At 36.6% G+C, this 22621-nt stretch carries 23 protein-coding genes and 1 pseudogene; 15 read left to right on the plus strand and 9 right to left on the minus strand.

The window, feature by feature from the left end:
• The first annotated feature begins 29 nt into the window (after positions 1–29).
• The 5 genes from yjbM to C9J31_RS04015 all read left to right on the plus strand — a co-directional run bounded on the left by yjbM (position 30) and on the right by C9J31_RS04015 (position 4537).
• Positions 30–701 (plus strand): GTP diphosphokinase, encoded by a 672-nt coding sequence (gene yjbM, locus C9J31_RS03995; protein ID WP_107947311.1) that lies wholly within the window; start codon positions 30–32, stop codon positions 699–701.
• A complete protein-coding gene (locus tag C9J31_RS04000) occupies positions 698–1492 on the plus strand; it encodes an NAD kinase (protein ID WP_010858115.1) in 795 nt (264 codons plus the stop codon). The genes yjbM and C9J31_RS04000 overlap by 4 nt, the downstream gene beginning before the upstream one ends.
• A 1-nt stretch (position 1493) precedes the next feature.
• Positions 1494–2396 carry an RluA family pseudouridine synthase gene (locus C9J31_RS04005; protein ID WP_280530769.1) on the plus strand — a complete coding sequence of 301 codons (903 nt, stop codon included), beginning with the start codon at positions 1494–1496 and terminating at the stop codon, positions 2394–2396.
• 288 nt (positions 2397–2684) lie between these two features.
• The gene (mgtE, locus tag C9J31_RS04010; protein WP_107925318.1) at positions 2685–4061 is read left to right on the plus strand and encodes a magnesium transporter; all 1377 of its coding nucleotides are present in this window, start codon (positions 2685–2687) and stop codon (positions 4059–4061) included.
• Positions 4062–4114: 53 nt separating this feature from the next.
• Positions 4115–4537 (plus strand): hypothetical protein, encoded by a 423-nt coding sequence (locus C9J31_RS04015; RefSeq protein ID WP_238601990.1) that lies wholly within the window; start codon positions 4115–4117, stop codon positions 4535–4537.
• A 65-nt stretch (positions 4538–4602) separates the two neighbouring features.
• Here the strand turns inward: C9J31_RS04015 and C9J31_RS04020 are convergent, their stop codons facing one another.
• Positions 4603–5127 (minus strand): CotY/CotZ family spore coat protein, encoded by a 525-nt coding sequence (locus C9J31_RS04020; protein ID WP_010858119.1) that lies wholly within the window; start codon positions 5125–5127, stop codon positions 4603–4605.
• Between the two features lie 135 nt (positions 5128–5262).
• On the opposite strand from C9J31_RS04020, the gene C9J31_RS04025 reads away from it, so the two are divergent.
• The 6 genes from C9J31_RS04025 (at position 5263) to C9J31_RS04050 (ending at position 8168) form a co-directional block, all read left to right on the plus strand.
• Entirely contained in the window at positions 5263–5667 is a 405-nt protein-coding gene (locus C9J31_RS04025) for a hypothetical protein (protein WP_238601989.1), read from the plus strand.
• On the plus strand, positions 5668–6123 hold the full coding sequence (gene spoVAC / locus C9J31_RS04030; protein ID WP_107925320.1) for a stage V sporulation protein AC: 456 nt from the start codon (positions 5668–5670) through the stop codon (positions 6121–6123).
• Complete coding sequence (locus C9J31_RS04035; protein WP_193766965.1) at positions 6117–7112, plus strand: stage V sporulation protein AD; 996 nt, start codon at positions 6117–6119, stop codon at positions 7110–7112. The genes spoVAC and C9J31_RS04035 overlap by 7 nt, the downstream gene beginning before the upstream one ends.
• A 15-nt stretch (positions 7113–7127) precedes the next feature.
• Positions 7128–7487, plus strand: coding sequence for a stage V sporulation protein AE (gene spoVAE, locus C9J31_RS04040; RefSeq protein ID WP_193766980.1), 360 nt, complete (start codon positions 7128–7130; stop codon positions 7485–7487).
• Between the two features lie 64 nt (positions 7488–7551).
• Complete coding sequence (locus tag C9J31_RS23945; protein WP_107925322.1) at positions 7552–7725, plus strand: YjcZ family sporulation protein; 174 nt, start codon at positions 7552–7554, stop codon at positions 7723–7725.
• A gap of 194 nt (positions 7726–7919) precedes the next feature.
• Positions 7920–8168 carry a stage VI sporulation protein F gene (locus C9J31_RS04050; RefSeq protein ID WP_010858125.1) on the plus strand — a complete coding sequence of 83 codons (249 nt, stop codon included), beginning with the start codon at positions 7920–7922 and terminating at the stop codon, positions 8166–8168.
• 348 nt (positions 8169–8516) lie between these two features.
• On the opposite strand, the gene C9J31_RS04055 is transcribed toward C9J31_RS04050, so the two are convergent.
• The 3 genes from C9J31_RS04055 to C9J31_RS04065 all read right to left on the minus strand — a co-directional run bounded on the left by C9J31_RS04055 (position 8517) and on the right by C9J31_RS04065 (position 10267).
• Positions 8517–8945, minus strand: a complete 429-nt coding sequence (locus tag C9J31_RS04055) for a GNAT family N-acetyltransferase (RefSeq protein ID WP_107947305.1) — start codon at positions 8943–8945, stop codon at positions 8517–8519.
• A gap of 3 nt (positions 8946–8948) precedes the next feature.
• A complete protein-coding gene (locus C9J31_RS04060) occupies positions 8949–9464 on the minus strand; it encodes a YjcG family protein (protein ID WP_107925324.1) in 516 nt (171 codons plus the stop codon).
• A gap of 83 nt (positions 9465–9547) precedes the next feature.
• Positions 9548–10267 (minus strand): alpha/beta hydrolase, encoded by a 720-nt coding sequence (locus tag C9J31_RS04065; protein WP_107947303.1) that lies wholly within the window; start codon positions 10265–10267, stop codon positions 9548–9550.
• A gap of 115 nt (positions 10268–10382) precedes the next feature.
• On the opposite strand from C9J31_RS04065, the gene C9J31_RS04070 reads away from it, so the two are divergent.
• The gene (locus tag C9J31_RS04070) at positions 10383–10964 is read left to right on the plus strand and encodes a phosphatidylglycerophosphatase A family protein (protein WP_107925326.1); all 582 of its coding nucleotides are present in this window, start codon (positions 10383–10385) and stop codon (positions 10962–10964) included.
• A gap of 114 nt (positions 10965–11078) precedes the next feature.
• Here the strand turns inward: C9J31_RS04070 and C9J31_RS04075 are convergent, their stop codons facing one another.
• The 3 genes from C9J31_RS04075 to C9J31_RS04085 are packed head-to-tail and all read right to left on the minus strand — an operon-like array spanning position 11079 to position 15838.
• Positions 11079–12878, minus strand: a complete 1800-nt coding sequence (locus C9J31_RS04075; RefSeq protein ID WP_107947302.1) for an ABC transporter substrate-binding protein — start codon at positions 12876–12878, stop codon at positions 11079–11081.
• Positions 12879–12897: 19 nt separating this feature from the next.
• On the minus strand, positions 12898–14394 hold the full coding sequence (locus tag C9J31_RS04080) for an ABC transporter permease (RefSeq protein WP_107947299.1): 1497 nt from the start codon (positions 14392–14394) through the stop codon (positions 12898–12900).
• Between the two features lie 13 nt (positions 14395–14407).
• Complete coding sequence (locus C9J31_RS04085; protein ID WP_107947298.1) at positions 14408–15838, minus strand: ABC transporter permease; 1431 nt, start codon at positions 15836–15838, stop codon at positions 14408–14410.
• A gap of 122 nt (positions 15839–15960) precedes the next feature.
• On the opposite strand from C9J31_RS04085, the gene C9J31_RS04090 reads away from it, so the two are divergent.
• On the plus strand, positions 15961–17700 hold the full coding sequence (locus C9J31_RS04090) for an ABC transporter ATP-binding protein (RefSeq protein WP_107925329.1): 1740 nt from the start codon (positions 15961–15963) through the stop codon (positions 17698–17700).
• A gap of 1015 nt (positions 17701–18715) precedes the next feature.
• Positions 18716–19528, plus strand: coding sequence for a thermonuclease family protein (locus C9J31_RS04095; RefSeq protein ID WP_107947296.1), 813 nt, complete (start codon positions 18716–18718; stop codon positions 19526–19528).
• Between the two features lie 257 nt (positions 19529–19785).
• Here C9J31_RS04095 and C9J31_RS23520 read toward each other — a convergent pair.
• Positions 19786–20049, minus strand: a pseudogene (locus C9J31_RS23520) (manganese catalase family protein); the annotation flags it as partial.
• A 109-nt stretch (positions 20050–20158) separates the two neighbouring features.
• On the opposite strand from C9J31_RS23520, the gene C9J31_RS04100 reads away from it, so the two are divergent.
• On the plus strand, positions 20159–21259 hold the full coding sequence (locus tag C9J31_RS04100; RefSeq protein ID WP_107947294.1) for an alpha/beta hydrolase: 1101 nt from the start codon (positions 20159–20161) through the stop codon (positions 21257–21259).
• A gap of 295 nt (positions 21260–21554) precedes the next feature.
• Here C9J31_RS04100 and C9J31_RS04105 read toward each other — a convergent pair whose 3' ends face one another.
• Positions 21555–22247, minus strand: coding sequence for a 4'-phosphopantetheinyl transferase family protein (locus C9J31_RS04105; protein ID WP_107926278.1), 693 nt, complete (start codon positions 22245–22247; stop codon positions 21555–21557).
• Between the last annotated feature and the right edge of the window lie 374 nt (positions 22248–22621).

Below are 22621 nucleotides of genomic sequence, written 5' to 3' on the forward strand. Positions count from 1 at the left end.
TCAATGCCGTATGTCGGGAGGTTTTAGCGATGGGACAATGGGAGATTTTTTTAAGTCCTTATAAACAAGCAGTAGATGAATTAAAAATAAAATTAAAGGGTATGCGTTCTCAGTTTGGTATTGTAAATGCCAACTCACCAATAGAATTTGTAACAGGACGTGTAAAACCGCTAGCAAGTATATATGATAAAACGTTAGAAAAAGGACTAGCCTTTGAACCTTCGAAGCAATTAGACGATGAGCTTGGTGATATTGCAGGCGTCCGTATTATGTGTCAATTTGTAGACGACATTTCTACAGTGACTGAGCTTATACGACAGCGTAAGGATATGCGTGTTGTTGAAGAACGTGACTATATTACGCATAGCAAACCAAGTGGTTATCGCTCACATCATATGATTGTAGAATATCCAGTGGAGACGATACAGGGAAAAAAGGTCGTACTAGCAGAAATTCAAATACGCACACTAGCCATGAATTTCTGGGCATCCATTGAGCATTCTTTAAACTATAAATATAAAGGCATGTTCCCAGAGGAAATCAAAAATCGCCTACAGAGTGCGGCGGAGGCAGCTTTCCGACTAGATGAAGAAATGTCATCGATTCGTAGTGAAATCCAAGAAGCACAGGCCTACTTTAGTGAATACAAAGAAGCATCGAATCCTAATTTACTAACGGAGAAGGAGCGTGACGCGCAATGAAGTTTTCCATTCAATCACGTAGAGATGCACAATCGAACGAGTTAATGGAGTTAGCAAAAACATATTTGCAAGATTTTGGATTAACATATGATGAAGAAATGCCTGAAATAGTAGTATCTATTGGAGGAGATGGTACGTTATTACACGCCTTCCATCGGTATTCACACTTATTAGATCAGGTTGCCTTTGTGGGTATCCATACAGGACATTTAGGCTTTTATGCAGATTGGAAGCCTTCTGAATTGGAAAAACTCGTATTATCTATCGCAAAAAAAGACTTTAATGTTGTTGAATATCCATTATTGGAAGTGAAAGTTGAACATCATAATACAGAATCAAATACCTATTTGGCGTTAAATGAAGCGACAGTGAAATCACCAGATGTGACGCTTGTTATGGATGTGGAGTTAAATGGCAATCAGTTTGAACGTTTCCGTGGTGATGGTCTTTGTGTCTCAACACCTTCTGGCAGTACTGCCTATAACAAAGCACTGGGGGGGGCTATTATTCACCCAACATTAGCGGCACTGCAAATTACAGAAATTGCTTCGATTAATAATCGAGTCTTCCGCACAGTTGGTTCACCACTTATTTTACCAGCACATCATCATTGCATATTACGTCCAGTCAATGAGCAAAACTTTAATATGACGGTAGACCATTTGCAAGTTACACAAGGTGATGTGAAGTCAATTGCTTTTAACGTAGCAAATGAAAGAGTGCGTTTTGCACGTTTCCGCCCTTTCCCATTTTGGGAGCGAGTACATGAATCATTCGTTGCTAATGAATAACATGGATACACGATATACATTACGTTTTACAGCACACAAGGAAGGCCAACTTTTACGTGAGGCATTAGGGGAGTGGCGCATTTCCAAACGGGCATTAACAGCTATTAAGTTTGAGGGCGGCTTACTGACCGTAAATGGCATCGAACGGAATGTGCGACACCCTCTCCAAATTGGCGATTGTGTAGAAGTCAAATTCCCTCCTGAAGAAAAAAGTGAAGGGCTTGTTGTTGAATATGGTGAGCTTACAATTGTTTATGAAGATGAAGCCATTATAGTGCTCGAAAAGCCAGCACATCAAAGTACGATTCCTTCACGTGAGCATCCAACAAAAAGTATTGCCAATTATATCTGTGGCTATTTTGAGCAGCAAGCACTCGCATCGACAGTCCATATTGTGACGAGGCTTGATCGTGATACATCAGGGCTGCTATGCATTGCCAAGCATGCACATATTCATCATTTAACAGGACTTGCACAGCGTGGTGGAGATGTATCGCGCGAATACGAAGCAATTGTGCATGGCCATGTTGTAGAGGCTTGTCAGTCCATCGTTGCCCCAATAGGACGCAAGGATACTAGTATAATTGAGCGTGAAGTACGAAACGATGGGCAGTTTGCGCATACCGACGTTTTTGTAAAACGTCGTTTTTATATACAAGAGGAACCAATGACACATATACGTTTAAAACTTCATACAGGACGGACACATCAAATTCGCGTACATATGGCTTATCTTGGTCATCCGCTTGTTGGAGATGAATTGTATGGCGGAACACGACAATTGATAGACCGTCAGGCATTACATTGTGTTTCCTTGTCCATGCAGCATCCATTAACCAGAGAGGTTTTGCATTTTACGAGTTCTTTACATGAAGACATGCAACAATTAATTAATAATAGCTAACCTTATTCTTACTATTTATAAGATGAGGGGATGCCTACTAGATAAAGTGAAATATTTAGGGAGATGTTCGCAAAAACGGGCATCTCCTTCTCGTTTTTTCATCGTCTGTTCTGTATTTAACAGCATATTTACAGAAAATAGAGTGATTGTAGGGTATAGTAGAGTAGAAAGTTATGGTGAAAGAAAAAAAGAGTTTGCAGAATTAGTACAATACAAACTATTATATAAAAGGTAGATTTACGTATTGTACGTATAAATGAATTTAATGCTCGGAAGGAGGGGACAAGCATGATAGAGGAAAGAAATGAAAAGGATGATGTGCAATTTGACGAAGCACATTTACGAGAAATGCTCGAGGGGCATGATATTGACGCATTCCGTGATGAGTTTTTAGAACTTCATCCATATGATCAGGCAACGTTTTACGAAAAGGTGGAACCTGATATAAGGAAGGTCATCTATTCGTTCTTGTCTCCGACGGAAATGGCTGATATTTTTGAGGCAATTGAAATAGATGATGATGAATACAAAGCATATCTAGCAGAAATGGATCCGGCCTATGGGGCAGAAATGCTTTCACATATGTATGCAGATGATGCGGCGGATGTTTTAAATGAGCTAGATACGAAACAGCGTGAAAGTTATTTAGGCATGATGGATGAGGAAACGGCTGAAGAGATTAATGAGCTATTAAGCTATGATGAATATACAGCCGGCTCTATCATGACAACTGAATATGTAGCTATACCAGAAAACTCGACAGTGCGTTCAGCAATGGCTATTTTACGTAAAGAGGCACCGAATGCTGAAACAATTTATTATATATTTGTTGTTGATGAAGCGCATCGACTTACGGGTGTCATTTCTCTGCGTGATTTAATTATTGCCGATGAAGACACACTTATTCGTTCCATTATGAATGAACGTGTTGTGATGGTGCAAGTTGGTGATGACCAAGAAGAAGTTGCACAAATCATGAAGGATTATAATTTCCTAGCTACACCGGTTATTGATGATAAGGGTGAGCTACTGGGGATTATTACGGTCGATGATATTATCGACGTCATTGATGAAGAAGCATCAGAGGACTATTCTAAATTAGCCGGTATCTCCGATATGGATAAATTCGATACGAACTCTTGGCAAGCGGCAAAAAAACGCTTACCATGGCTGGTGATCTTGCTATTTTTAGGCATGCTGACTGCAAATTTAATGGGGCAATTCGAAGATACTTTAGATAAAGTTGCGCTACTTGCTGTCTTTATTCCTCTTATTTCAGGTACGTCAGGGAATAGTGGTACCCAAGCATTAGCCGTTGCCATTAGAGGGATTGCAACAGGGGATGTCGAAGAACATAGCAAGATGAAGTTGCTACTTCGTGAGGCAGGCACTGGTCTAATGACAGGTGTAGTTTGTGGACTGATTGTAATCGGTGTTGTTTATATATGGAAGCATGAGCTTATTCTTGGGATGCTTGTAGGTGCAGCAATTTGCGGTTCGATTTTAGTAGCAACCTTGGCAGGTTCATTTATTCCTTTACTGATGCATCGCATGAAAATCGACCCTGCTGTGGCATCTGGGCCGTTTATTACAACTTTGAATGATATAACGAGTATTTTAATTTACTTAGGATTAGCGACAATGTTTTTAAGTCAAATAGGCTAAGAACCTATTCCTTTCCTTTCGCATATTGTATGAAAAAAAGGGAAGTGATAATTGTGGATCGAGAGCCACGTTTGTTTATTAAATCACCCACTTATTTTTTAAATATTTCCAAAATGCTTCATGAACTTGATTTGGATGAAGATTTAGAAGAGGAATTGGATGAAAGTACGTCGGTGTATATAAAGGACCATTTTGGCATTGAACCGAACATTGCAGAAAATGGCATTCGAAAAGATTTACAAATCGATGAATATGTACTGAAGCAGCTACAATTTCTAGAAAAGCCATTTCGTCAAAAAGTGTATCAACCATTATTAATAACGTTAAAAGATGGTAGAAAATTGGGTGGAACTGCATCAGATTTACAGGTTGATTCATTGATGCTGACCTCTTTAGAATTACAAACACAAGAGATTATACATTTTGAAGATATACAACAAATACTTTGGCGAGGCAAAAACTTACCAACATTATAAAAAAGTGTACAGCAGAGGATGCTGTACACTTTTTTTTTTGTGTAGTGTGTCAAAGGAGGAAAGAATTAATTACAAATCCCTAAGTCAACATCAGCAATACATTGTACTGCGCAGAAACAAGATAAGTCTACAGTAATACAGCTGTCAGTAGAATTCCAATCATCTACTTTACAAATTTTCTTCATATTAACGCAACAGCCGTCACGACTTAATAAATCTACAGTGCTTTCACTAGAATCGAATGTGCATAAAGGTTCTAAAACGCGCAAAGTAGCGCAGCACTCATCAAACATATCTTCTACACGGAAGAATACTGATGTACATATACATGGATCTGCTGAAGGTGAGCTAAAGAATGCTTTGAATGGAGTACCGTCTTTAGTAATTAACATAAATACACGAGTATCTGCTGCTGAGCGTGCAGGGCTAACGATGCCGCCAAGCGGCTCTAAGAAACAGTTTGACGTACAAGGTGAACATTCATCTTGCACTGCTTGATTTTGAATATCTAAAATTGCGCGTACTACGTCACAAACACAACCTGCTGAATGGATAGGGCTAATAGGATTTGTTGGTTTACCACAACCCATTTTGTCACCTCCTTTCCTTGTTACTACTCCTACAATATGTACTTTTGAAATATGGACTCGGGCTTTTGTATATATCCGCGAATGAATAGTTTTTTTTATGTGTGGTGAAACTGTAAAGAAAAGGAGGGTAAATACTTGAGGTTATTAGAGATGATGCTACCGATAGTGGTCTGCATGGCACTACTTAGTGGTTGCACAGAAAAAGAAAAATTTATTGTTTATGGTCCGCCTCAAAATGAAGAGGAAGTTGAGGCGGTTTTAAAAGAGGAGAAATTTGTTGAAAGAACAACGGTTATACAGTATGACGATAAAATGCTTGTTGCTGTGCAATTTAAACCGTGGGATAAGTGGAAAAAGGCCAAATTAGAAAAGAAGTTACAAAAGAAATTTGATGAAAAATATCCCAACAAAGAAGTATTTGTCTCGGCTGATTACAAAATATTTTATGAAGCCAATAAAATAAAAAAAGATCAACTTGAAGATAATAAACTAACTGATAAAATCTCAGAACTGAAAAAACTTGCACAGGAGGAGACATAAATGGAAAAAGAGCAATATCAACAATTAGAACAAAGTGTAACACCAAAGCCACCTTACTTCAAAAATGCTGCAAAGGCGTTTTTTGTAGGGGGCATTATTTGCACAATCGGACAAGCTGTATCGCTTTTTTATATCATTTTCTTTGATTTTACAGAAGCAACTGCAGGAAATCCAACCGTTTCAACAATGGTATTTTTCGCAATGATTTTGACCGGTTTTGGCTTATATAAAAGAATCGGTCAGTTTGGAGGAGCAGGTTCGGCAGTACCTGTTACTGGTTTTGGTAACGCTGTTATCTCTGCGGCAATTGAACATAAATCTGAGGGTCTAGTACTGGGTGTAGGTGGGAATCTATTTAAATTAGCAGGCTCAGTTGTCTTATTTGGGGTTGTATCTGCATTTTTTGTGGCGCTTATTAAATATATTCTTGTGACGTTAGGGGTGGTTTCATGGTAATTGTCTTTCAGTCGAAACCGTCTTTCTTAGCGGGTGGTGTAGTAGCAGGACCGTTGGAAAAACGTAGTGTATTCAGTCAGTATTTCGATACCATTTACGATGATGAGCGCTGGCAAATGGAAACAAATGAACAAGGCCATCGAAAGATGATCCAAGAAGCCTGTGAAATTTTGATGAAAAAATCAGGTGTGAATAACTTAGAAATTGATTTCTTTTTGGGTGGCGATTTAGTTAATCAAATGACACCTACCAATTTCGCCGCAAGGGAATTAGCCATGTCATTTATTGGATTATTCTCCGCTTGTGCCACTTCTGTTTCCTCCGTAATCGTTGCAAGCCTTTTAACGGAGTTAGGTGCCTCTAACTTATCAATTGCAGGAGCTTCCAGTCAACATAATGCGATTGAGCGACAGTTCCGCTACCCAGTCAATTATGGGGCACAAAAGCCTCAGACTGCACAATGGACTGTAACGGCTGCTGGTTTTGCACTAATTGGCAAGCATCGAGAAGAATGCCCATGTATTGAAGCAGCAACGATTGGTAAAGTGATTGATTATGGCATGGATGACCCATTTCATATGGGCGCAGCGATGGCACCTGCTGCCTTTCAAACAATTCAATCCCATTTAGAGCAACGTAATCAACAGTTCTACAATTATGATTTAATCTTAACAGGAGATTTAGGCCAGCTTGGACTAAAGCTGCTTAAAGGGATGCTAGTAGAAAATGGAGTAAAAAAAGAAGAATTAACACTTCTACGCGATGCTGGCGCAGAATTTTATGGACAGGATGAAGCATTCCAATCAGGAGCAAGTGGAGCAGGCTGTTCAGCAGCTGTTTTTTTTAGTTATATAATTCAACAGTTACGAGCTGGAAGCTATAAACGAGTGCTGCTTGTGGCAACTGGAGCATTATTGTCGCCACTTTCTTATCAACAGGGAGAGACAATTCCGTGTACAGCACATGCAATTGAAATTACAATGAAATGAGGAAAATCTATGGTTATGACATTTGTATTTGCTTTTATTGTTGGCGGCATTATTTGTGTCATCGGTCAATTATTAATGGATGTTGGTAATTTAACACCAGCGCATACATTAAGTACATTAGTCGTCGTGGGTGCAATTTTGGATGGAATGGGTTTGTATGAGCCTCTCATTCATTTTGCAGGTGCAGGTGCGACCGTACCAATCACATCTTTTGGTAACTCCTTAACACACGGTGCATTGGCTGAAGCGGAAAAGCATGGCCTTGTTGGGGTACTAACGGGGATGTTTGAAGTGACAAGCTCAGGTATAAGTGCAGCTATTGTCTTTGGATTCATTGGTGCATTAATTTTTAAACCAAAAGGAAATGTTGACTAGACGAATACCCCTCTCAAATCTGCAACCATACATATTATAGGTTGTAGAAGGGAGGGGTGCTTTTATGGGATATCAAGGCTGGTGCGCACAACCGTATGGAAATAATGTTGCAGGTGCAAATAGCTGGAACAATAATTATTGCGGAGGCAATAACAATTATGGCTATGGCTCAACATTTGTGCTAATTGTTGTCCTTTTCATTCTTCTAATTATTGTCGGCGCTACGTTCGTTAATTAATTTATTTTAGATTACATTACCGATTTCTAGGTGTTGATATGATTGTTAGGCTTTAGCTTTTTTCAGCATGTGACTAAAAACAAAATGAATGAAGTTAAAGCCTCCAACAATTGTCAAAGATGTTTAATACCAAAAAAGGTAACAGCAAACATTTATGGCAATTACGTTGAGGTGGAATTGATAGGAGGGGGAACATGCATCGCTCATTTTTTAATTCTATTGAACAAAAAACTGGTGTATCGATGGATGAAATCTTCGCATTAGCAAATGCAATTCAACATGCAGATTTTACAAATGAAAAACAAGTTAGAAAAGTCGTACGCCGTGTAGCAAAAGTGTCCAATAGACAAATTACACAAGAACTCGAAGATAAATTAGTGCAATCTATTATTCAAGATGGCTCTTCACTAGATTTGGATAAGATTACTAGAATGATGAAATAGCATGGCATTTCCATTACTGGGAAACATCTCGTTAAGTATGGGGATAGCTAGCTTAAATGTTTATTTACACTATAATCGAAAATTAGAGCATTTAAGCAGTCATAAAAAAAGGTGTTACGACTATGCATTCGCATTTTCGTAACACCTATTCATCTTCATTTAAATAAGACTTCCATCGCTATAGAAGGAGATGAATGCAGATGTAGCCCTTTTCAGTGGGTGCTCAAACACCCACTGAAATAGTGGGTGTTGCTCTAAGACGCCATGTTCTATAACAGCCTCTGACGGAGCACTTTCATACACTTGCAGATTCAAAATCCGGAAAAACTGTCGCCAAGACGTAATGCATTAAATATTTTTCTCCATAGCACGATGTGGGATACCAGCATCCATAAATTCTGGTGAGGTTACTGTGTAACCAAGCTTTTCATAAAAAGGAACGGCATAACTTTGTGCGTGAAGTTTTAACTTCTTATTATTTGTGGAAATAGCATGTTTTTCCATTTCTTGCATGATTAGCGCACCTAGTCTTTTACCACGTTGTGTTTGTAAAATACATACACGTTCAATTTTTGCCGTGTCACTTTCTATACCGCGAAGCCGTGCAGCACCGACAGGCTCGGTGTCTTCATACATAATGAAATGCGTTGCTCTTGCATCTTCAGCATCACATTCGAGATGAAGAGGCACACCTTGTTCTTCTACAAATACTTTTTTGCGGACAGCGAACGCATCATCATGTTCTTTTATTGTTTCAACAATCTTAACATTAAACAAAGGTCATTCAGCTCCAGTCAGTCGGAATGTTTCGTAAGTCGTCCAGGAGCCGTCCTCCAATTGATATAATAAATGAATGCGATCGATCGTATCTTTCTCGTCAACACCTGTCATACGTAATTGGCCAAATATGTCGTCGTGTTCAGAGTCAGTCATTTTTTGTGCAATCGTAATATGCGGTACGAAGACATGTTTAGTATCGCCAAAAGAAAATTTTTCTTCTAGTACATTATGGAATGCTACTAATTGTTCTGTTGGCTCAATGCGGAAATAAATTGCATTGGTTGTTGGGAAAAACGAACTTATGCGTGATGCATGAATGTTTAAAGGCGCATATTTCGCAGCGATTTCATCTAATTGCCTAACGATGGACTGAATATCCTCATCCGTTGCATCAAAGCTGTCCTTTAACGTCATATGCGGTGTGATTTTCGCATAATGCGGATCGTAACGCTTGCGGTACGTGTTCGCTAAGTCTTGTAATTTTTTTGATGGAAAAGCCACAATTCCGTACTTCATAGTCCATTACCTCCCGAAAATAAACGATTTTTCTATCTAAGTATAACAGAAATTTCGTTATTCGTAATTTGAATCACCTAATATTAATTGAAATTTTCAATTAAAGCTCGGCGAAGGTCAGGTTTCCAATATTTCCATGTATGATTGCCGTCGAACTCATCATAAAATGTAGAAAAGCCTTTACTTAACATAAGATTATGCAATTGACGATTCGGGGTTAAAAAATCCTTTACTGTTTTATCCATTGTGACAACTTTATCTTCTTTTTTGCCAATAATATGATAAATGGAAATGGCTCCTGGATTTTTGAAATTTTCAACAGCTTTCAGGACATCCTCATCGACAAGTGGTGATTGTAAAATGACTTTACCGAAAATGTTTGGGTACTTCAGAGCTGCCATTAAGGAAGCGGTTGCAGCCATAGAGTCACCGATTACTGCTCGGCTCATCCCCATTTGGTATGTTGCATATTCTTCATCTAAATAGGGCACAAGCTCATGCGCTAAAAAACGAAGATAAGCTTCATGTTGTTCACCGCTTGGCATATATTTGTGACGTCGATCTTTAATATCTTTGTATGGAACGAAAACAATAATTAAATTTTCGATTTCATAGTCATCAATAAGTTCATCAGCTAATTTAGTAATACCCCCAAGCTGAAAGTAATCCTTGCCGTCTGATGCGATTAATAAATTGTATTTATATAGTGGAGAATAATTTGCAGGGACGTAAATATAAAGCTGTAATTCCTCTTGCAATGCTTCACTATAAAACTTTAAATCCTGAACTGTTCCCTTATCCAACGATGACACTCCTTCATGTAGTTTGTAACAAAATTGTATCATATTACGTAAGTAAAGGTATAATAGATTGGGCTAGCCTTGTACTAGCAATAAAAATGGAAATGAGGGTTAGAATATGCATAATAAAAGTATTCGCGTGCATTCCGAAGAAGTAGCGAAGGCCGCTTTAGGTGCGCTAGTTCGTCGTGGTGTAACGCTAGAGGACATTGCTAAAATTGTTTTTGAAATGCAAAAATCATATAACGACGGTTTGACATTAGAGCATTGTGTTCATTCTGTTGAGCGAGTACTGCGTAAACGTGAAGTCCAACATGCGGTATTAGTAGGTATTGAATTAGATGAACTTGCAGAGAAAAAATTATTGTCATCACCACTACAACAAATTATTGAATCCGATGAAGGATTATTCGGAGTTGATGAAACAATTGCTCTTGGATCTGTTTTTACATATGGCAGCATAGCTGTAACAACTTTTGGTCATTTAGACAAACAAAAAATTGGCATTATTAAAAAGCTCGACACAGAACCTGGGCAACATGTCAATACGTTTTTAGATGATTTAGTGGCTAGTATTGCAGCCTCTGCAGCTTCGCGTATTGCACATCGTATGCGTGACTTAGAAGAAGAAGGCGAAACATTTGCCGATATTGAGCCTGAAGAGCTTGGACCAAAACCAAAATCACATAATGAAATTTAATATATGAAGAAGAAGTCTCCAGACAGCTGAAAGTTGCTCAAAGATATAATTGATTAGAGTTTCTTCTATATATAAAGAAGAGCCTCCCAAAAATAGTTTGGGATGGCTCTTTTGTTATTTTGCATCGTTCGCAGCTTGTAAAAATTCTTTTACTTTTTCACTGTCTGCTTCAAGCTTTAATCCTGTATTGACTAAAGGAGAAACAGTTGAAACAGCAGGTTTTTTATTGCCTTGGTAATAACTGATGAACTCATCTTGATTGATAGAATAAAGAATTGCTTTACGTAAATCAGCTGATTTAGAGAATGCACGACCAGATGTGTTCATTTGTAGATACGTGACAGCATTACTATCTGCTGTGTTTAATGTTAATTTGGCATCAGATTTTACGATATCAAGCTTAGTTTCTGGCACTGCTTGTAGTACGTGGATTTCACCGTTTCGTAAGGCTGATAGGGCACTATCATTATCTGCAATAAATCGAACATTGATTTTCGCAATCTTTGGTTCATACTCACTACCTACACGATAGGCAGGGTTCTTCACGAATTGTGCTTCATAATCATTCTTTTGTACAAGAATGTATGGGCCACTTGCATATAGTTGGTTATTGTATGTTGCACTACCTTCAGTAATTGTTGCTTGATCACCATACGCGATATCTTTATCAGGGTTATAGTTTGCTACATCAAATGTGTTAATGCTTGTTACTTGTTTTTCAGACACGATACCACCAGATTGATGTGCTAAGTAGTTTAATACTTGCGGGAATGGTGTCGGTGTTGTAATTTTTACCACTTGATAAGCACCAGAAGCATTACTCACGGCATCTTTATCTTTCACTAATTGGGCTATAGTAGTAGGTAAGTTTTGAGTTAATACATCTAAAATAGATTTGTCAGAACCAGCCACTTTCTTATTTTGTAACTCTGTTAAGTCTGTAACGGTCTCTACAGTTTCGATATTTTCATGAATACTATAAGTACGATGGTCTGGTACTGATTTTGAATCTTTTGCACGATTTAATGAGAACACTACATCCTCAGCTGAAACTAATTCACCAGTATCAACAGCAGCCCCGTCCTTTACGGCTGCAAAATGAATATCGTCCCGTAAAATAAAGTAGTATTCTTGATTTCCATCAGCGATGGCATGGTTATAGGATAAAGAGCCATCTGAAACAACTTTATCCGTATCTGTTAAATTGACAAGTCGAACATACATATTTGTATTAAGTGTGTTAATAGAGCCATCATTGCCTTTAATTGGGTCAAGTGATGTTAAAGAATCAAGTGTTTGATGTAAAATTAATGTTTCTGTTGAATTTAAAGAAGTATCATTAAATTCAATATTCTCCCATACTTGGGCGCGTGATTTCGGCAAAAGTACAGATTTTGGATTGACTAATTCAGAATAAATCCCCTGATATTTATTGGAAATGTAAAGCGGTGCAATATATGCTTGATCGAATACTAATCGTTCTTCTAAGTCTTTATATTTAGCTATGGCCTCATCACCTGTTAAAGTGCTTGCTTCATCAATTAAAGCGTCTAGATTTGAGTCGGCAACCACACTATAGTCGCCACCAGTTTTGAATAAACCACGAACAGCATAGTCAGGATTCCCAGTAACTGTTGTCCAGCTAGAAAGCGCTATATCATAGTTACCAGCTTCTTTTTGCGCTGAAAATGAACCGTAATCTGGCTGAATATTAAGCTTAACATCAAAGCCATTTTTCACTAGTTGATCACGTACAATATTCATATCTTCCTCACCAGATGCCATACCTAAAAGTTCAATTGACGATTTCCCATCGCCTTTAGAGTCTTTACCGCCCTCTACATCTGTTTTTGTTTGTACACAGCCGGCTAATGCTAACACTGTGATGACTAAAAATAACAGTCGTTTTTTCATATAAGAACCTCCAATTTTTCTAATTTGTTTTTGGATCTAAAGCATCTCGTAAACCATCACCTAAGAAGTTAAAGGACAGGACGAGAAGCATAATACAAAGACCTGGGAAAATAGCAACATAGGAATGTGTCTCCAGGTACGTACTACCAACCTTTAAAATGTTTCCCCATTCAGGAATGTGTGGCTCAATACCAAGCCCTAAAAAACTTAAACTACTTGTTGCAATTACTGCTCCACCAATTGTTAATGTGGCTTTGACAATCATTGGTGCTAAAGAGTTCGGAACAATATGCTTAAAGATGATTGCTGCATCAGAAGCCCCTAGAGCTCTAGCGGATTCAACAAATTCATAATTCGAAAGCTGCATCACATTTGCTCGCATAGTGCGTGCATATGTTGGGATTGCTCCAACGCTCAGTGCGATGATTAGATTAATGGTATTGGCACCAAAGGCAGCAATAATAGCAATAGCAAGTAATATCCCAGGGATTGCATACAAAATATCAAGACTGCGCATGATGATGTTATCTGTCGCTTTCCCATAGTAGCCGGAAAATGCACCAAGAGCCCCACCAACTAGCGCTGGGATAATTGTTGAGAAAAATCCGACAATTAACGAAATTTGCGCGCCAAACACGATACGAGAAAATAAGTCACGACCGTAATTATCAGTTCCAAGTGGATGCTCCAATGATGGTGTTTGTAACAATGCCCCATAGTTATTTTTAGTTGCAAAGTCATAATCAAACGTCCAAGAACTTGTTACAGATAATGAAAAGATAAAGACTATGAAAAATAATCCAAATACCGCCATCGTGTTACGTAAAATCTTTTGCCACATTTTTTGCCATTTTTCAATGGCCGATGGATTAGTTTTTCTAGCCTTTTGAATGAGGCTAAATCCTAGCAAAGTTGCAAATAGATTACCTGTAAATGTGGCAATGACAAGCAAGATACCAGGTACGATCATCCATTTAGGGGCGTCCTTTGCCGTAACAAATTTTGTACAAAGGACTAATAACGCAAGATAAAAAATAGCAAGTATTAAAAATAACCCCATTGCTACTAGAAATGTATCTGTTACATAGGATTTAAATAAATTCAAAGCTGAAATACCGATAATAAATAGCTGCGTAATAAATGCATAGGCTGCAAAAGTATATTCAGCGGTCTTTGTTTTTGATACGAGCATAAAAGCAAAAGAGACTGAAAAAATATTGCCAGAAGCAATAGTCAACAACAGAGGGAAACCAAACAAGCGCGTTGTTTTTTGTATGTCACCAAATTTTGCTAAATCACTCTTGATACGCAATGTCAGAAAGCCAACATAAACTGTCGTTATTATATAAACAAAGAAAAAAAGTAAAATAATTGGTCGCCAGCTTTGACTAGAAAAATTGTAGCTATAAGCCAGAAATAATAAAGAAAACAGTAAGGAAAAGACAAATGTAAAATGTGCATTGACATATTCCTGTGTAATTTTCAAAAGTAGTTTGACATGTACGATAGTTTTCACAGGTAATCCTCCTTTAAGACTTCTTCATTTTCGAGCGAATACGTGGATCGAAATAGGCATACAGAATATCGATCAATAAATTGACAATAGAAATGGTAATGGCAATGTACACTACGCCACCGAGGATGGCTGGAATATCGGGTATAAATTGCTTATCAACGATATAGCTACCAATTCCACTAATATTGAAAACCTTCTCTGTAACTGAAGCCCCTCCTAACATTCCACCGAAGAGAAGTCCAATCACCGTGATAATCGGAATCATGGCATTGCGTATTGCATGTTTTGTGATAACTTTATATTCATTTAAACCTTTTGCTTTGGCAGTAATAATATAGTCTTCATGAATAACTTCGAGCATACTGGACCTTGTCATCCGGGCAATGGATGCCGTAATAGAAGTACCCAAGACGATAACAGGCATCAAGAGTGATAGCCAGTTTTGTGGGTTATACGTGGCTGGAAACCACTGTAGCTTTAACGCGAAAGTTAAAATGAATAGTAAACCTTGCCAAAAGCTTGGAATCGATAATCCAATTAACGCAATGAACATAAATGTGTAATCCAAATAAGAATTTGGGCGGACTGCTGATATAATGCCAACTGGAATGGCTATAGCAATGGCCATTAGTAGTGATAATAGGGCAATTTCAAGGGTGATAGGAAATTTATTGGCGATGCTATGTGTAATATCTTCTTTCCCAGCAAATGATGTACCTAAATCAAATGTGAAAAGTCCTGAAAGTGCATGCCAGAGCTGTGATAAATAAGGTTGATCCAAGCCATAAATACGATTAAAGTTTGCAACTTGAGCAGGCGTTGCCTCCACTCCGAGTAAGTTTCTCGCTGGGTCAAACGGCGACAAATATAAAATCGTAAAAACGAGAGTAGCAACACCTATAATTACGATGAAGCTTTGTAAAATTCGTTCAATAACATATTGTAGAAATGGATTCGCAAACAATAGTAGCAATACATAAAATAAAATTGCTGGTACAAACGTGATGGCTATAAAACTTTGTTTTTTCAGTTGCTGCCCAAAAAACTGTAAATAGGATTGCTTATAGAGGCCTTCATTGGCTAAATCTTTTTCGACTATTCGTTGAAGCTTTGCTTCTGCTAAAGAAGTAGCTGATGTTTGTAACTGCTGTTCAGACAATTGTTCACCGAAAAAGCGAGCCTTGGCTTGCTCTTGTTCTACAAATGCACATTTCCACTTTGTGTAAGACCCATTTTCTTTATAGTGCTGACATTGTTGCTCAAACCTCTGCTTGTATACGTGTGAATTTTTTCTTTTGCGATATAAGAAATATGTAAATGGATGTACTAAGATACTTAAGAGAAAGAGTAACAACATATAGGGTCGTAAATGCATAAGCTTTTGATAAACTGTAAAAAAGAATACATGTTCCTTTGTTGTTGAACGATTTTTTAAAATAACCATGCATTTCCTCCAAACGTAAATGACATAAAAAGCATTATATTGTATAATTCCTATCAGTATTGTAAAGTATGAATTATACATGATATTAAGTCAATCATAAAATTTAAAAAAGGGTGGATTGAATGAGTGAAAAGCTTCTAGAAATCAACAATCTTCGCGTGTCCTTTATTACTGGCGAGACAGAATTTGAAGCAGTAAATGGTGTTAGTTTTCATGTAAATAAAGGTGAAACACTCGGAATAGTAGGAGAGTCAGGTAGTGGGAAAAGTGTAACGGCTCGTTCCATTATGCGTTTATTACCATCACCACCTTCATTTTTAAAATCGGGAGAAATTCTTTTTCACGGACAAGAGATTACTGCCCTAAGCGAAAAGCAGATGGAAACTATACGTGGGCAAGACATAAGTATGATTTTTCAAGATCCAATGACATCTACAAACCCTACCATTCGAATAGGAGAACAAGTCGCTGAAAGTTTAAGAAAGCACCAATCATTATCAAAAGCGGATGCTTATAAGCAAACACTAGAATTATTAAGGCTTGTAGGAATCCGAGATGCAGAACAACGCTATAAACAATACCCACATGAATTTTCGGGTGGTATGCGTCAACGGGTTATGATTGCGATGGCATTAGCCTGTAAGCCGTCTTTACTGATTGCAGATGAACCTACAACAGCTCTAGATGTCACTATTCAAGCGCAAATACTAAAATTAATGCGTGATATGCAACAGAAGATGGGTACTTCCATTATTTTAATTACACATGACTTGGGTGTTGTTGCTGGCATGTGTGATCGGATTATTGTCATGAAGGAAGGCGAGATTGTTGAGCAAGGTACGACAGAGGAAATTTTTGCGAATGCCCAGCATCCTTATACAAAAAAACTGCTGAATGCTTTACCAAAATTACATGAGAAGAAACAGCCAAAACCATTAGCAAATATCTCAGCAGGAATAGACGCAACGAAACCATTAATTCAAGTAGAGCGTCTTTCAAAGGAATTCGAGTTAGGACGTGGTCAAACAGTAAAGGCGGTTAATGATCTATCATTCCATATTTACCCTGGAGAAACATTAGGGCTTGTAGGTGAATCAGGCTCAGGTAAATCTACTACAGGACGTACAATTTTGCAGTTGCATCAACCTACGAATGGCGAAGTTTTATACCAAGGGGTGCCAATTACAAGACTATCAGCAAAGCAATTAAAAGCGATGCGGCGTCATATGCAGATTATTTTCCAAGATCCATATTCTTCATTGAATCCTCGAAAAAAAATAGTAGATATTGTTGGAGAGGCGCTAGATATTCATAAACTTGTGAAAACAACTGAGGAACGTCAACAACGAGTAGAACATTTACTTGAACTTGTAGGTTTAAGCAAAGAACATGCAATGCGTTTTCCCCATGAGTTTTCAGGTGGTCAACGCCAACGTATAGGAATTGCACGAGCATTAGCTGTTGAACCGAATTTCATCGTTTGTGATGAACCACTATCTGCGCTAGATGTATCGATTCAAAAGCAAATTGTCGATTTATTAAAAGATTTACAGCAACGTCTTGGCTTGACATACTTATTCATTGCACATGATTTATCAATGGTTAAGCATATAAGCGATCGTGTGGCTGTCATGTACGGTGGGAAAATTGTTGAGCTTGCAGAAAGTGAGGAGCTATATACGAATCCACAGCACCCTTATACACGTGCATTGCTGCAATCTATTCCTATTCCAGATCCAGCAATAGAAAAAAGAAAATATGCGGATGCAGGGAGTGAAGAAACACAAGTACAATATGATGTAGAAAACAGTGAACTCGTTGAAGTGTCCCCTAATCATTGGGTTGCAATAACATCTACATAACTTGAATGTAGTAGATTGATATTTTACAATAGAAACAACGTGAAATTATTTTCAATCAGTAGGGTCTTTTCCACATCTCCGCAGATGATTAGCTGAACCAATCAGACTGATATAGGTCGCTTGCTGTACTTCAGTAAATATCTAAGTGGATAGGGCTACTGTTAAAGCATGATAATGACAAATAGTTGTAAGGTAACTACTACATGAATATATAAAAGCTTATGATGGCTTATCTATATAAAACTGTACCTATTTATATGTACATCCTAAATTTAAGGAATGGTTGTTTACCCATGTTTTAGTGCCACTACAGGAAAATAAATAGTAAGGGCGCTAAATGAAAAGGTATGGAATTTATTTGGCATAAATATAGGTCACTTAATTAGATAGATGTTAAAAATCTTCGGTTTTATATAACTGAAGATTTTTTGTTAAGAAAACAATACTTTTATCAATCTGTTTATTAACAGCAGATTGATAAAAGTATTGGAAAATATAAGAGAAAATCAAAATTTGTTGTGATAAAGGTGAACTTTATTTAATAATAGGTTCTAAACAGTGTAATATTAATACAAATAATACATGATTAACGTGAGGGTGAAATAAATGAAACAATCAGATATTAAAACACTAATAACTAGTGGCACAATAATACTTGCTGTTGTTTTATATTTAATATTTAAATAAAGATTTCTATCTTCGGTTTTTGAGACTGAAGGTTTTTTTATGTAAGGAGATAATTAAATTATTATTGAAAAATTTTTAGGAGCAAATAAATCAAATTCATTGTGATATTAATGTATTGATAATAGACTTAAATAAGATACTAATGAATGCTGAAGAGAGGTACGGAAAATGAGTGACAAAGATATTAAGACGCTTATTACAAGTGGCACAATTATTTTAGCTTTTGTATTATATTTGATATTCAAATAAATTTAAGATCTTCAGTTTTAATTTAACTGAGGATTTTTAGTTTTATAAAGGGATGTAAGTTAGAAAGTAGGGTGTACATTTGAAGAAATTTATTTTTGCTATATTCATTTCTACATTGATTCTGAGTGCATGCACAGAAGAAGCTAGTACGAATATTATTGAGAATGAAGATATAGAAGGTCTTGTATCCTCAACGATAGAAAATGCTGAGAAACACGATGTAAGTAAGTTTGAAGAATATGAGCTAGAAAGTGTAATTGACGGCGATACTATAAGAATAAAATATAATGGTAGTTCCGAAAAGGTTAGGTTTTTACTTGTGGATACCCCTGAAACTAATCATGAGACATTAGGAGTGCAACCATACGGACCACAAGCTAAAGAATTTACTAAGCAACTATTAGCTGGTCAAGATACAGTATATTTAGAATTTGATGTTTCTTATCGTGATAAATATAAAAGACTACTCGCCTATATTTATACCAAAGAGGGTATAAGTGTTCAAGAGCAGTTATTGCAACATGGATTAGCACGTGTGGCTTATATATATGCTCCAAATACGAAGCACGTAGATTGGTTTAAATCGATTCAAAAAACTGCACAACAGTCAGCTATTGGTATTTGGTCAGTTGAAGACTATGTAACGAATCGTGGATACGACAAGGATGCTTATTATGCTACTACAGATAAAAATAAAGATGTTAAGAAAACAGAAAATGATAAATCTATTACTAATAATAACAGTTGTGTAATTAAAGGTAATATTAATTCAAAAGGAAATAAAATTTATCATATGCCTGGTCAACGTGACTATGACAATACAATAGCTGAAGAAATGTTCTGCACTGAAGAAGAGGCAGAGGATGGTGGATTTCTTCCAGCAAAACAATAAAATAATTCCAATTTACTGGAAATTAAATGTTGCATATTAATATTTTATCTTATACAAGATTCTTCTTTAGTGTGTTTTTATGTAACTTTAAACATCATAAAGAAAGAGTATCCCTATTTTATATAAGGATGCTCTTTCTGATAAAAGTGACTTCGGATGTTGCTCGATATACGTTAGGAGGTTTTTTCACTGGAAGGGGGTTATGTTAAATATGGCATTCGGCAGCACTCTAAAAGGAATTTACAAATAAACTAAGTATGACCTGATGCATCGACAGGTAAAGATGATTGTGCTCCCACCTATAATGTTGTGAGTTTGCATGTCTAACGGCGGCATTTTTTAAAGGAGCTTGGTCCAAACCATTATTGCCCGATGCAAAAGATTTCCCAGAATCATTTAATAATTGGTTAATTATGTTTTGTATGAGTTCTACATAGGCAATTCTTCTAAGGAAACGCTACGAGGTAAGTCACGATATAGCTTTGGAAAAAGTATTGCATCATGGTTTCCATTTCACCATAAAATGGGCTAACAGGCAGAAGATCATTTAGTTGGAGTTTTTCGTGCTTTCTTCTCTACTAATATACTATTTAATGCTGTCATGAGTATGTTTAACGGAGGTTATCGATTATGAAGATAATTAAGAAAATAGCCAAAATAGTGGGAATAATTCTAGCTATATTGGCTTTGATGATAGGGTTTGGATACGCTACTCTTGAAATTAATCCCTTTGGGCATAAACCAGGCAAGCCAGTTGCAGATATTGAACGAAAGGTTGAAATTTGGGGAGAAGAAGTTGCAGGTAATCATTCTGGCAGTAAGCTAGACGATATGAATATTAAGGGTAATCCTAACAAACTACTGGCTACATTAAAATTTTCCGCTAACATTGTCGGAGAAGAATATAAAGACAATGAAGCTGCCATTGATACCTTCACCTATGTCCATGAAATTGGAGGGGGCTATGAGAAATCCACCTATGAAGATGAGCCCTATCTGATTCCTTATACGATGTCAGACAGTGACAGTGCCGTCATTGTGATTCCAGGTGGTGGTTATGGCTATAAGGAAATGGATGGCGGAACTGCTGAAGGAAAAGATATAGCTGAATCATTAAATAAGGCAGGTATCAACGCATTCGTTCTACATTATCGTTCCAACCCCTATGAATGGCCTATTCCACAATTAGATGTTCAGCGTGCTGTCCGTTATCTACGATATCATGCAAATGATTACGGTATTCATCCAGATAAAATTGGATTGATAGGTTTTAGTGCTGGTGGTTTTCAAACTGGTAGTTTTATTAACCTCATTCAGGGGGGGAGTCTGTTTCCTGATAGTTATCAGCTTGATGTCATCGATGGAGTCGAAGATCAAGTAGCATCTGCAGCTATGATTTACCCAGCATTGACCTACCGCTATAATGTACCTATGCTCTTTGCTTCTTTTAATGATGATGATGTAAGAAATCCAGAAGAGCGTAAAGAGCTTTTAGATCAGACAGATCTATCTAAGCATTTCAGAACAGCTAATATACCTCAGTTTATTGCTTATGGGACGAATGACTTAGCTGTTGGGGTAAAAGGACCACAGGAATATATTCAATCAGCACGGGCTGCAGATGCGGATGTGACTGTGATTGTAGCAGAAGGTCAGAATCATGGCTTTAAACAGGAACACTATATGAGTGACTATCTGGAATGGGTAAAAAAAGTTTTCGACTCTTTATAATGTGTATGAGGTTGGTAAATAAGCGTTATTCAAAAACGCTGAGTAAAGCAGGTTAAACTGAAACCTCTACTTACAGATATAACAAAGCTAATCAATTAGAATATGTGAATAATCAATTATATACGTACGATTATGACGGAAATTTTAACAAGTGATGTTGTATATACGTATGAATGGAATGTGTTTGATTAGCTAAAGAAAGTAAAAAATAGAGCTGGTACTGTCATCGCAGAATATGGCTATGATGAAAAAGGAAGAAAAACTTTAGTAAAGACAGCAATGGTTCAGTGGCCTCTTATTTTAAAAGATTAATAGAATCGTGATATAACTTATGAAAGCTCCATATACAAATTTCTTTAGGGAATGATGTTTTTTCATTACAAACAGATAATTTGTATCTGTTGTCAATTTCATACTGTTTAAAATTAAAGGTATCGTTATTATAACGATTAGTAAAAATAATTTCATTGTCATTCATTTCAAAAGAAATTGATTTTAAAGGGATGGACAGACCTTTCCCAACAGCTTTAATATAACTTTCTTTCAATGTCCATAAGTTGAAAAAAAAAGTACTTCGATCATTTTTACTTAGATCTATTAATGTATTAAATTCATTTGCGGTAAGGGAATCTTTAATAGCGCTAACATTGTACGATCTAATTTCTTCAATATCAATTCCTACTAAAAAATTGCTAACTGCACATACTACCCAATCACCAGAATGTGAAATGTTAAATTTTATTGAAGAGTTTTTTAACAAAGGTTTTCCGTAATTATTATATTCAAATTGGATGTCTTCATTTTGGAATAAGCCTTTCTTAACAAGTATCACACGTATTAATAATTCAGCAGTCAGCGAGCGTAGATAGTCTTCTTTTTTTCTATAAGATTTAATTTTATTGCGTTTTTCAACTGAAATAAGTTTTATTAACTCATTTAATGAATGTTCTGGTTTTATGCCAGCTATATTAACTCCGAATATTTCCATGTTACCTCCCAAACTTTTTATTCCTTATTGTTTTTTATATTTGCAAATTTTTTGCCGCTCCTAAGTTGTTCGAAATAATAAATTTGTATCTTCTATGTTAAATTTTTTGTGTGTCCTTTATTAATGGATTCGGATGGATTACCATCTTACCTTTTCATTATAAAGGACTTTTTGTTTGCAAAAAAGAGATTTTTGGATATTTATGTTATTTATACTAATTATTTAAAATTAATAGTTACTTGTAAATTTATAGGTTCCTTTACATAAATTTAAAAAATATTATATTCCAATTCAATCCAAATATGGTAGAGTTAAAAAAAGGTCATTACATGTATTTTTTTGTAACATTACCTTTTATTTTACAAAAAACGTAT

Source organism: Lysinibacillus parviboronicapiens (assembly GCF_003049605.2).
Taxonomy (GTDB): Bacteria; Bacillota; Bacilli; order Bacillales_A; family Planococcaceae; genus Lysinibacillus; species Lysinibacillus parviboronicapiens.

Excerpts from the sequence above, each read along its gene's own strand:
- yjbM (WP_107947311.1), top strand. The coding sequence starts at position 30 with ATGGGACAATGGGAGATTTTTTTAAGTCCTTATAAACAAGCAGTAGAT.
- C9J31_RS04000 (WP_010858115.1), top strand. The coding sequence starts at position 698 with ATGAAGTTTTCCATTCAATCACGTAGAGATGCACAATCGAACGAGTTA.
- C9J31_RS04005 (WP_280530769.1), top strand. The coding sequence starts at position 1,494 with ATGGATACACGATATACATTACGTTTTACAGCACACAAGGAAGGCCAA.
- mgtE (WP_107925318.1), top strand. The coding sequence starts at position 2,685 with ATGATAGAGGAAAGAAATGAAAAGGATGATGTGCAATTTGACGAAGCA.
- C9J31_RS04020 (WP_010858119.1), bottom strand. The coding sequence starts at position 5,127 with ATGGGTTGTGGTAAACCAACAAATCCTATTAGCCCTATCCATTCAGCA.
- spoVAC (WP_107925320.1), top strand. The coding sequence starts at position 5,668 with ATGGAAAAAGAGCAATATCAACAATTAGAACAAAGTGTAACACCAAAG.
- C9J31_RS04035 (WP_193766965.1), top strand. The coding sequence starts at position 6,117 with ATGGTAATTGTCTTTCAGTCGAAACCGTCTTTCTTAGCGGGTGGTGTA.
- spoVAE (WP_193766980.1), top strand. The coding sequence starts at position 7,128 with ATGACATTTGTATTTGCTTTTATTGTTGGCGGCATTATTTGTGTCATC.
- C9J31_RS23945 (WP_107925322.1), top strand. The coding sequence starts at position 7,552 with ATGGGATATCAAGGCTGGTGCGCACAACCGTATGGAAATAATGTTGCA.
- C9J31_RS04050 (WP_010858125.1), top strand. The coding sequence starts at position 7,920 with ATGCATCGCTCATTTTTTAATTCTATTGAACAAAAAACTGGTGTATCG.
- C9J31_RS04060 (WP_107925324.1), bottom strand. The coding sequence starts at position 9,464 with ATGAAGTACGGAATTGTGGCTTTTCCATCAAAAAAATTACAAGACTTA.
- C9J31_RS04070 (WP_107925326.1), top strand. The coding sequence starts at position 10,383 with ATGCATAATAAAAGTATTCGCGTGCATTCCGAAGAAGTAGCGAAGGCC.
- C9J31_RS04075 (WP_107947302.1), bottom strand. The coding sequence starts at position 12,878 with ATGAAAAAACGACTGTTATTTTTAGTCATCACAGTGTTAGCATTAGCC.
- C9J31_RS04085 (WP_107947298.1), bottom strand. The coding sequence starts at position 15,838 with ATGGTTATTTTAAAAAATCGTTCAACAACAAAGGAACATGTATTCTTT.
- C9J31_RS04090 (WP_107925329.1), top strand. The coding sequence starts at position 15,961 with ATGAGTGAAAAGCTTCTAGAAATCAACAATCTTCGCGTGTCCTTTATT.
- C9J31_RS04100 (WP_107947294.1), top strand. The coding sequence starts at position 20,159 with ATGAAGATAATTAAGAAAATAGCCAAAATAGTGGGAATAATTCTAGCT.
- C9J31_RS04105 (WP_107926278.1), bottom strand. The coding sequence starts at position 22,247 with ATGGAAATATTCGGAGTTAATATAGCTGGCATAAAACCAGAACATTCA.